Source organism: Paenibacillus sp. Leaf72, assembly GCF_001422685.1.
GTDB lineage: Bacteria > Bacillota > Bacilli > Paenibacillales > Paenibacillaceae > Pristimantibacillus.
The window spans coordinates 1-11,320 of sequence record NZ_LMLV01000019.1 but is presented as its reverse complement, the minus strand read 5'-3'; the positions used below and the strand labels follow the sequence as shown (position 1 = coordinate 11,320).

Annotated in this window: 6 protein-coding genes and 1 pseudogene; 6 read left to right on the top strand and 1 reads right to left on the bottom strand. The window is 46.9% G+C overall.

What is annotated here, in order from left to right:
* Both ASF12_RS35760 and ASF12_RS18555 read left to right on the top strand, forming a co-directional pair.
* A pseudogene (locus tag ASF12_RS35760) lies at positions 1 to 101 on the top strand (carbohydrate ABC transporter permease); the annotation flags it as partial.
* Positions 102 to 236: 135 nt separating this feature from the next.
* Positions 237 to 3,050, top strand: a complete 2,814-nt coding sequence (locus ASF12_RS18555) for a glycoside hydrolase family 3 protein (RefSeq protein ID WP_056037773.1) — start codon at positions 237 to 239, stop codon at positions 3,048 to 3,050.
* Positions 3,051 to 3,138: 88 nt separating this feature from the next.
* On the opposite strand, the gene ASF12_RS18550 is transcribed toward ASF12_RS18555, so the two are convergent.
* On the bottom strand, positions 3,139 to 4,749 hold the full coding sequence (locus ASF12_RS18550) for a response regulator (protein ID WP_056037770.1): 1,611 nt from the start codon (positions 4,747 to 4,749) through the stop codon (positions 3,139 to 3,141).
* A gap of 248 nt (positions 4,750 to 4,997) precedes the next feature.
* Between ASF12_RS18550 and ASF12_RS18545 the strand changes: the two genes are divergently transcribed.
* Genes ASF12_RS18545 through ASF12_RS18530 form a run of 4 tightly spaced genes read left to right on the top strand, consistent with a single transcriptional unit; the run spans position 4,998 to position 9,680 of the window.
* Positions 4,998 to 6,050 carry a family 43 glycosylhydrolase gene (locus tag ASF12_RS18545; protein WP_056037767.1) on the top strand — a complete coding sequence of 351 codons (1,053 nt, stop codon included), beginning with the start codon at positions 4,998 to 5,000 and terminating at the stop codon, positions 6,048 to 6,050.
* Positions 6,051 to 6,074: 24 nt separating this feature from the next.
* A complete protein-coding gene (locus tag ASF12_RS18540) occupies positions 6,075 to 7,430 on the top strand; it encodes an alpha/beta hydrolase family protein (protein ID WP_056037764.1) in 1,356 nt (451 codons plus the stop codon).
* A 16-nt stretch (positions 7,431 to 7,446) separates the two neighbouring features.
* Complete coding sequence (locus ASF12_RS18535; protein WP_056037761.1) at positions 7,447 to 8,541, top strand: pectin acetylesterase-family hydrolase; 1,095 nt, start codon at positions 7,447 to 7,449, stop codon at positions 8,539 to 8,541.
* A gap of 32 nt (positions 8,542 to 8,573) precedes the next feature.
* Positions 8,574 to 9,680, top strand: a complete 1,107-nt coding sequence (locus ASF12_RS18530; protein WP_056037758.1) for a pectin acetylesterase-family hydrolase — start codon at positions 8,574 to 8,576, stop codon at positions 9,678 to 9,680.
* The last annotated feature ends 1,640 nt before the right edge of the window (positions 9,681 to 11,320 follow it).

Sequence of the window (11,320 nt, the reverse complement as noted above, 5' to 3'; positions counted from 1 at the left end):
CTGCCCAAATCTTCATCGGAGCTTTGCCGATCTTGCTGATCTATCCCTTCCTCCAAAAATTCTTTGCGAAAGGTATAGTGATTGGGGCAGTGAAGGAGTAGGACGACAAGCCTGATAAAATACAGTAACGGGATTGCGCCATGGATTGGGGCTTGCACTTGATGGCCTGAAGCTGGAAGCGTGTGTTATTGAAATTGTGAACGAACTGACCAAGCTCTGATAGGAGGATGAATGAGATGAGTGAGACAAACTTTGACTTGCAACGCTACGCTGTGAAAGCGCGGCAAGCCGTAGCAGAAGGTGTTGTACTGCTTAAAAATGACTGCAATGTTTTGCCGCTTGCACCAGGGAGAAAAGTCGCGCTGTTTGGCCGATCACAGTTTAACTATTACAAAAGCGGTACCGGTTCCGGGGGGATGGTCAATACCAAATACGTTGTTGGCATTGCAGAGGCTTTGGAAAGTAAAGAAGGCTATGAGATCAATCAGGCGGTCAAGCAGTTTTATCTCGATTGGGTGAAAGAGCATCCGTTTGAGAAAGGTGCGGGTTGGGGTAAGGAACCGTGGTTCCAAGAAGAAATGCTGCTTGATGCTGATCTGGTTATGCAAGCGGCTAAGGAGTCAGAAACGGCAATCGTCTTGCTTGGCCGCACAGCCGGGGAAGATCAGGATAACAAGCCGGAAGTCGGTAGCTATTTACTGACAGAAGCCGAGGAAGCTATGTTGGAAATGGTATGCAATGGATTTGAACGGACCGTGGTGCTGCTGAATGTGGGCAACATCATAGATATGAAGTGGGTGGAGAAATATAATCCTTCTGCTGTGATGTATGTCTGGCAAGGTGGACAGGAAGGTGGAAACGGTGTTCTCGATGTATTGACTGGAAGGGTAAGTCCGAGCGGGAGAATGACGGACACCATAGCAAGGGACATTGAGGATTATCCGTCCACGGCTAATCATGGGGGATCAAAACGCAATTTTTACCAGGAAGATATCTATGTTGGATACCGCTACTTTGAGACTTTTGCCAAAGACCGTGTCTTGTATCCATTTGGCTTCGGCCTGTCCTACACCACATTTGAAACACGGACAGAACGGATAGAGCAATTGAACGACAGTGTCCAGATTAATGTTACAGTCACCAATACCGGAAACAGACCGGGGAAACAGGTCATCCAGGTCTACTGTCAAGCTCCGCAAGGCAAGCTGGGTAAGTCAGCCCGCGTACTCGCCGGCTTTGCGAAAACCAAAGAGCTGCTTCCGGGCGGGAAACAATCCGTTGAAATTGAAATTCCCCATAAAGCAATAGCGTCCTATGATGATTCAGGAATCACGGGCTGTAAATCGGCTTGGGTATTGGAGGCTGGAAGCTACATCTTCCATGTGGGGGATCATGTGAGGGAGGCGAAATCTTGCGGCAGCATTGCCATAGACAAGCTTCAGGTACTGGAGCAGTTACAAGAGGCCATGGCACCGGTTGCTGCATTTGAGCGAATGCGCTGTGCCCCTGACGGTAGTCTGATCTATGAACCGGTTCCATTACGGACCATAGAACCGAAGGCGCGCCGCGAGGAAACTTTTCCAGAAGAAATCCCTTATACTGGTGACAAAGGATATAAGCTGACAGATGTGAAATCGAGCATAGTCAGCATGGAGGATTATATTGCTCAACTTTCGGATGAAGATTTATGCTGTATTGTGCGCGGCGAAGGCATGAGCAGTCCAAAGGTTACACCGGGCACAGCCGGTGCATTCGGCGGTGTTACAAAGAGGCTGGAAGCTTTCGGAATCCCCGTTGCCTGCTCAGCAGATGGTCCGAGCGGTATTCGAATGGACTGTGGCAATTTAGCATTTTCCATGCCCAATGGAACCTGCCTGGGCTGTACTTTTAACGAAGAATTGCTGAAAGAACTGTATATGTACGAAGGTTTGGAACTGCGGAAAAACCATGTAGACACTTTGCTTGGACCGGGAATGAACATCCACCGTAATCCTCTGAATGGCCGGAATTTTGAATATTTTAGTGAGGACCCGTTCCTGACAGGCCGGATGGTGGTTGCCCAACTGCATGGTATGAATCCATATGATGTGACGGGCACCATCAAACATTTTGCGTGCAACAGCCAGGAGGCCCATCGTAACACAGTGGAGGCAGTAGTTTCGGAACGGGCCCTGCGGGAGATTTATCTGCGCGGGTTTGAAATGGCGGTCAAAGAGGGCAATGCGATTTCGGTTATGACCTCGTATAACCCGATCAATGGCTATTGGTCTGCCAGCAACTATGATCTTACAACCACAATTCTGCGGGGAGAGTGGGGCTTCAGAGGGATTGTAATGACCGATTGGTGGGCAATGGGAAATGACGAAGGAGAAGAAGGCAGTGTCCAGAATGTGGCAGCAATGATAAGGGCACAGAATGACTTGTTCATGGTAGTAAGCGACTCCGAGCAGAACGCCAGAGGGGATAACTCCGCAGAAGCTATGCAAAAGGGAACGGTAACACGCGGTGAATATCAGCGCTCAGCAATGAATATTTGTCGCTATTTGATGGGAACAACAGCCTTTAACCGGATGCAGGGATTGGAAACAGAGCTGGACAAGGCATTGACTGCATACCGGAAAGAGGAAGGCGATGTAGTCCTGGAGATGATTTCGGTTCCTGTGGAGAAGGAGGCTATTGTGCCAGGGGAGATATTTGATACCTCAAGAGGACAGAGTACGTATCTTCGAGCTATCTTGCAGGAGCGTGGACTTTATCGAGTGGAGTTGACTTGCCGCGCGTCGGCCGGGAACAGTCAACTTGCCCAAATCCCTGTGAGCATCTTTCATGATAATGACATCCTTCTAACCCTTACGTTGACAGGAGAGGATACGGAATGGAAAACTATATCCTTTGATATCCAGCAGCCAATATTACAAAAAACTGTACATTTCAGGTTGGTCTTTGGTCAAAGCGGAATGGAAGTGAAGGGGTTCAAGATCATTATGACAAGTTCTTTGGAAGAACGTATTCTCCAAGCAATGGCAGCCCCAGGCAGTCAGCTTCAGTAAATGGTGTAACCTAGCCAAAAAGGCTCCCGGTAATTGTTGAAAATTACCAGGGAGCCTTTTCGCGTGTAATTGATCAATAAGTATAAGCTTAACGATTCCGGTAGTCCTGCGGCGTCGTGCCAAAATGTTCTTTGAAAATTTTAATGAAATGGGGGGTGGCCTGAAAGCCCAGCTGATCGCTGATTTCAGCTATTTTTAAGTCGGTATTTCGCAGGAGATGTATGGCTCTTTCCATTCGAAATTGAAAAATATAATCACCAATCGTTTCATTCATAACCGTCTTGTAAATTTTGGAGAGATAAACAGGATGCAGCCCCACATGGTCGGCAATGATTTGCAGTGAAATCCCCTCGGACAAATGTTCATGAATAAACGTCCGGACTTTAGCGGCAATCTGCTGTTGCGCATTCTCCATTTGAGTCGACGTCTTAGCTTTTAGTGCTGCTATAATTTTACTGGCCCAGTCATAGATTCGTTGTCTTGAAAGATGTCCCTTCTTGCGGAGCAACAAATCGAATTCTGGTCCCATCTGATCATATAGACTGGACCCATTGGGTTGGCAACACATCGTGAATGAGGATGAGAGATATAGCAGCACCGTAAATAATTGATCCTGTGAAAGATCGTGAGATTGTTCGTCTGCATTGCCGCCGACAACGAGCAATTCATCGATCTTGGCAATCGCCTCGTCCCAGTTGCCTGAGTCCAGCAGCGTTGAAAGTGCAGGCGGAGCATATAATTTTTTGATGATGGAGCTCTGAGGCTGCTCACTTTTTTCATTAATGGTCAGGAAGAAGCTTTTATTATTTCCGATATTCCGGTTAATGGCGTTGATTGCAGCCAGATATAAGTTTTGCAGGTCGCCAGGAAACTTGGCGATATTGCTTAGGCAGATTGAGAGTGAGCCTTTCAGGAATTTTTGGACATGATTCTGCAGCTTTACTGCGAACGAATCCACCAAATGCAAAGCGTCTTGCTGGTTGCCTTTGATGAGAAAAACTAAATATCCCTGCTCGGTGACACAATGCCATAAACTGAACAGTTTTTGGAACACTTCATCAGCAATGTTTGTTACGGCATATTCAAGGAGCGATAAGGATTGAAGGTCGTACCCTGAGAAGTCCTCCTCCATGCGAACAACCATCATCATGTAGGGGTCATCGAACCGGAAGGGAACGCCTACCAGAGCAAGTCTCTCTTCCAAAACCTCATGGCGGATGATCTTGTTCTTGAGCAGGTCGTTAAGCAGCTGTGACCGCAGTAGCGGGAGATTAGCCTCCAGCGTTTGCTTAATGCGCTGGAAGGATATCACTTCCTTCCACTCCTCTTCCACCTGCTGAATCGCTTTCTTAACAGAGTTAATTAACTCTGTATAATCGATTGGCTTCAGCAAGTAATCCAGTGTCTGATAAGCCATGGCTTTCCTGGCATATTCAAACTCGTCATGGCCCGAAAGAATGATACAGCGGATTTTGTGTGAATAATGCTGCATCACTTCGATCAATTCCAATCCGGACATTTCAGGCATCTGAATGTCTGTAATCATAATGTCTATCGAATGTTTGGCCGCAATGAGCAGTGCTTCTTGCGCCGAGTATGCACAATGAACCTCTTCTATTCCATAATCCTTCCATTGCACAGTCATTGCCAGACTATCTACGACAGAGGTTTCGTCGTCAACGATAAGTAGTTGGTACATAATTTGATTCCTCCGGTTGGTTGCTGATCTCCCATTTCTGCTTGAGGTAACCCTATTATATGAATCTGTTGGCCGGCTGGCAATGTCTATAGATTGGAATTCAGCCGCATATTAGAAATGAGATATACATGTTTGGATTCCTTTATATCAACGCCTAAATACAGGAACCTATAATTAAGCTGTGAGGAAAGTGTAGATTTGTCAGCATATGACTAAAATCTGATATCAAGAAAGGATCCAAATCATCTATGCAAACATCAATTAAACCGGGGCAAATCTGGCTGGATACGGAAGGCAAACGAATTCAAGCTCACGCAGGTTCCATCTTCTACGAGAATGATACTTTCTATTGGTACGGTGAGAACAAGGGGAAGACAACTCCGGGCAGCGGAATCTGGCACTGGGGAGTCCGTTGTTATTCGTCCAAGGATCTTTACAATTGGCAAGATGAGGGGGTGATTATTCCCCCTGTGGAAAATGATCCTGCTTCTTCGCTTCATCCAACCAGTTATATGGACCGTCCACACATTATTTTCAACAAGAATACCGGGAAGTATATTTGCTTCCTGAAAATAATGGAAAAGGATAGCACCCAAACCCTGACCATAATGTCCGCAGATCGATTGCTGGGGCCCTATACTATGATTACAACCAAGTACCGCCCGTTAAATATGAGCGCCGGTGATTTCGACCTGGCGGTTGCACGGGACGGGAAAGCGTATTATTACTTCGAAAGGGTTCACAGTGAATTGATTTGTGCAGATTTGACCGCAGATTATACGGGTGTAACGGGATATTATTCAACTCATTTCCCAAATCTTTATCCGCCTTACGTCCGCGAAGCACCGGCATATTTTACAAGAAAAAACCTGCATTATTTGGTGACCTCTGGTACGACAAGTTACAATCCGAATCCATCAGAAGTTGCATGTTCACGGACCTTCCACGGCCCATTTGAAATTCTGGGTAATCCGCATGTGAATGATCCTACGAATACCTCCTTCTGTTCCCAGGTATCTTCGATATTCAAGCATCCGAAGAAAAAAGATCTTTATATTGCTTTGGCTGACCGTTGGATTACCGATGAAGAAGGAATGATTCCTTATAACATTCTTTCGGACGCTTACGACCGATACTTCAATCCAGACCGCCAGAATGAACCTGTTACGTTCACCGGTTCCACTTTTAATGTGAATGAGAATACTCATAAAGCGGATTATGTATGGCTACCCTTCCGGTTCGACGGGAAGATGGCCTATCTGGACTGGAAAGACGAGTGGCGCATCGAAGACTATGATTAATCCTGGAGCGAAGGAGGAACATGTATGAAACGTGATATCCGAAGAATGATGGCACTTTTATCGGAAGCAAATGTAAAAGAACAGGAACTGCCTTTCTCCGTTGAAAAACGGGACATTGAAGTTCCTTTCATTTCAAAAGAAGGCACCGTATGCCAGCGTTATATCCGTATCTATTTACCGGAAACGGCCCCGAAACCGAAACCGCTGGTGTTCATCGCGCATTACGAAATGCCCGAGAATGACGCAACATTGAACCTCTATCTTATGAATGGCTGGGCGGTGTCGACACCGATTGATTTCCAGCCGCAATATAATGGGGGTCTGATTGATGACGACATGATATTCAACAGCGCTGCATTATCAGCCGTCAGGAAGCAGCCTGGCATCGACCGGACGCGTATCGTAGTCAGCGGCGGAAGCGCCGGCGGCTATATGACGCAGATGTTGTCTGTTCTGCATCTTGGAATCTGCTGCTCCATTTCCTTCAGTGGTATTACAAATATATTGTTTAACATGAAGTATCTTCAGTCAGCAAACAATCATAACAAGGATGTTCTGGAAACGCTAACTGTAGAGGAACGAAAAGACTTCATTCGCTGCCTGGAAGTGATTCCCGTGCCTATAGTCGGTGCCATTTTCGGACAGTTTGCTCCAATTCTGGCAAAGATCGAGGAGAATCCCAATAGTGAGATTTGGAACGCTATGTCTCCATCCTGCATGGCAGGATGTTTTACCAGTCCGGTATTATTTTCCCATTTTACCTCCGACTTATTGGTACCCATTGATCAACTGACAAAACGATTTACATATGCTGATCTGGACGAGTCCCTTCCAGAGGGATTCCGTATCCGTATGTCGGAGTTTCCGCTTCAAGAAAAGGTGCAGCGATCAATGGCTGAGATGCTTCCTGCAGATGATTTATTTGAGCATCTCTGTCCGGCACCGCAAACATCAGGTGAAAATTTCAAGCTCTCCTTCGATAGCACCAAACGTTTCAACATCGTTGTATTCGATGAAGGCAATGCCGAAGCAGAAGGGGGACATTTCAAAAAAATGGATCTCGGGCCCATTGACGCCACCGATTATATACATGCACAGCTTCAGAGGTCGTCCAGGGAAACAAACTGGCTGACCGTCGGGAAGTTGGCGCTCATGGCTGAGCGGTATGCGGGGAAAGGATTCCTGATTCCCGGGAAGGCTGGCATCGATGATACCGTCTTTGGATCGGTTGCTATGAACCGTCAGGAGGTTCTTGAGGAGCTGTCAGAGTTTGGCGAACACCATCGTGAGGAATTAGTCGATACATTCTGTGCAGCAATGGCTGCAAAACCGGAACTTGCGGATGTACTGGATGAGATCCAAGGCCGGCTATTAATCTAATAAGGAGCGCTGTCATATGGTTGAAAATGACGAAGAGTTAAGAGAATATTTTCCCGAGCAATTCCCGGTATTAGAGGGGGAGCCGGAAGCCGGACAATGGTACAGGCTCCCGGTTCCCGGAGCAATAAGTGCAGATGGCTTGCCTTACTGGGGGTTCCTGCGGAAAGGAACAGAGCCGGGCCTTATCGTTTATTTCTCCGGTGGAGGTGTATCGCTTAATGCATATATGGCGGCACGTCCCAATAAGTTAAATGAGACATCGGAGACATTTTATTTTGACGGCAAAGCGTTGCCGTACATCGATGCATTCGCAAAGCGCGGCATCTTTGACCCTTCCCAAGATAATCCGTTCCGAAATTGGAGCTGTATCTTGGTAAGCTATACGACAGGTGACTTCCATGTGGGGAATGGCGACTACCCTTATACAGCAATAGACGGTTCGCCTGCTGTGCTGCATCATCATGGCTATCGGAACTATCGGGGGCTTATGGAGCAAGCGATTAAATTTATATCTGTACCAACGAAACTGCTGATCACCGGCGGCAGTGCAGGCGCTTTCGGTGCTTCAGCTTTAGCTGTGGATGTCATGGATTATTTCCCGGAGTGCCGGGATGTGACCTGCTGCCCAGATAGCTCTTTAATGCTCTATAACGATTGGCAGGCAGTTGCTCAGCATGTCTGGCAGGCAAATGAACGGATATGGAAACCGCTGCACAGTCCAAATATTTGCCTTGACTGGCTGCGAGCCCTCTACACTGAGAAGGGTGACAGTGTTCGGTATCTCTATATATGCTCCATTAGGGATAGTGCGCTGGCCACGTACCAACATTTTATTGATCACGGTACTATGGAGCTTACGAGGGAACAGAGTCTGCAATTCGAAAAGGATCTTAGGGATATGACCGATGTGATGAAGGCCGAAATCCCCGGCATTGGAATATTCCTGCTGGATACCCCCGAAACGGGGCTTGATTCGGAGCTCCTAGGTACACAGCATACCTTCCTTCACACCCCCGAGTTTTTCCAGCCTGTCAGTAATGGCGTCAGTCTTCGGGAATGGCTGTGGAATGCCGTCAATGGAACCATTTCTAGTATAGGGCTGCAACGTTGAAAAGGCCCAAAACTTTAAAGGAGCGAAACCTAATGTTTGATAATGTAGAAGAGTATAAAAAATATCTCCAAGAGCATCAGTTACCTGTGTTAGAGGGAGTGCCGGATAAAGGACAGTGGTATAGAGTTCCTGTTCCTGGAGCCATTTGTGCAGGAGGCTCGCCTTACTGGGGCTACCTGCGTAAAGGAACAGAGCCGGGGCTTATCGTCTTCTTTTTGGGGGGAGGCGTATCATTGAATGCTTATACGGCCGCACGGCCAACTCGGTTAGGTGCGCAAGAAGAGAATTTTTATGTTGACGATAAGGCATTGCAATTTAACGATTTGGCATTTAATCGCGGAATCTTTGATGACACACCGGATAATCCTTTTAGGAACTGGAGTTTCATCTTCGTCAGCTACGCTACAGGAGATTTTCATGTGGGAAATGGCGATTATCATTATACAGCAAGAGACGGCTCTCCTGCGGTGCTGCACCATCATGGGTACTCCAACTACAGCGGGCTTATGGAGCAAGCGACGAAACATCTATCTACACCGACAAAACTGTTGATTACGGGAACAAGTGGCGGCGCATTCGGTGCTGCAGCCTTAACTTCGGATGTCATGAGTTATTTTCCGGAGTGCCGTGATGTAACCTGCTGCCCTGATAGCGCTTTGTTACTTAATGACCAGTGGAAGACAATAGCACAGAACATCTGGCAGGCGAGCGAACGGATATGGGAGCCGCTCCAGGGTCCAAATATCTGCCTTGACTGGCTGCGTACCCTCTATGCCGAGAAGGGGAATGACGTTCGATATCTTTATATCAACTCCATTAGAGATACTGCATTTGCCATGTATCAACACTATATTGATCACGGCACCTTAGAAGTGAAGCGGGAACAGTGTCTGCAATTCGAGAAGGATCTCAAGGAGATGGTCGATGCCTTGAAGTCCGAAATTCCCGGCATCGGCATCTTCCTATTCGATAACCCGATTGGGGAGATGTACTCGGAATCTATGGGTACAACGCATACCCTAATTCACGACCCCGAATTTTATCGTCCGGTCAAACATGGCACTAGCCTTCGGGATTGGCTGTGGAGTGCCGTGAATGGAACTGTGTATGATGCAGGTCTGGACCTACTTGAAGGCTAGATGTGAATAATTTCTATTGAAATGGATAAAATAGAACCTTTATGGCTGACGTTGACGATAGACGACGTCAGCTTTTTGTTGTTCATTCAAAGTCTCAATTAAGTTTATAATGAGATATTGCCAATGTTAATGAAGAGATTCAATTTAGTATCCAGGATTACGCAGGTGTGGATATTGGCAAGCTAATATCAGGGGAGGAAGATTCAGCACAGTTGACAAGTTACAGTTAGCACTTTTCGAATTGTGGTTTGGATTGAGATATCGAATGTTGCTTATCCGTTATTTCATGGCCGGGAATATGTTTCTATAATGAAAGCGTAATCAAAAAATATTTGGGGGTTTGAATGAATATGAAATCAAAATGGCTAGCTACCGTTCTTTCTGTTGGGTTACTCACTACTGTGCTAATCGGTTGTAGCAATGGAAATAACAGCGAGGGGGCCGAGAAGGGTGAGGCAACACCAGAGGCAACGAAGAAGCTGAATATCGTGAATGGCAAGATCGAACCGGCAGCGTCGTTTACCACCGTTATGGGAGAAAATCCGGGCTTTAAATATAGAGAAGGGGAATCCATTTCGGACAATGTATTCACCCGCTGGGCCGAGGACAAATTTGGCGTACAGATTAAAACCTTATGGACAGGCGGCGCTACGGATGGTTCGTATGATACGAAATTGAAACTCATGCTCTCTGCGAACGACGAATTGCCAGATATCGTAATGTCGGGCAGTCCCGCTAACACTAATCTTCTCATCGATTCGGGCAAGTTCATGGAAGTGGAAGAAGTGTTCGAGAAATATGCCTCTCCAACTTGGAAAAGTGCGTTAGCCGATATAAAGGATCCCTGGTTATCGGTCACTCGAGACGGCAAAAAGATGGCGATTCCAGGAACTTCTACAGATTACGGGCAAGCAAACAACGTTTTATGGATCCGTCAGGACTGGCTGGACAAGCTCAAGTTGAAAGCACCTACTACAATAGAAGAGCTGGAAACGGTCATGGATGCCTTCNGTGCTCTTCCGATCTAGGAACTTCTACAGATTACGGGCAAGCAAACAACGTTTTATGGATCCGTCAGGACTGGCTGGACAAGCTCAAGTTGAAAGCACCTACTACAATAGAAGAGCTGGAAACGGTCATGGATGCCTTCGTCAATCAGGATCCCGACGGTAATGGGCAGAAGGATACGTTTGCCCTGGATTTTGCCATGAAGAATAAGATGACTGGCAACCTCCTTGGAGACGGAGCCTGGATCTTTGGACTTTACGGGGCCATGCCGGAAAGATGGTATCCAGGAGAAGACGGCAAGCTTCAAAATGGTTCGATCCTGCCGGGGGTCAAGCAGGGCTTAATGAAGATGAAAGAGTGGAAGGATAAAGGGTATTTTGCGAGCGATATTGCGTTACATGACCCCAATACAATTGTCACCGCGGTCACATCYAATAAGGTTGGGATTGTCGCAGCGCCTTCTTTCTTCATCCAATATCCKGGTTCCATGCTGCTCGCGACCAACCCTACGGCGATGTTCAAACCCTATCCGYTGCCTCATGGGGTCAATGGCCCAGCTTTGCACACCTATTTTACGATATCCGGCGGGACCGTGATCAATAAAGATATTTCGGATGAAGCGCTTCAAGCCT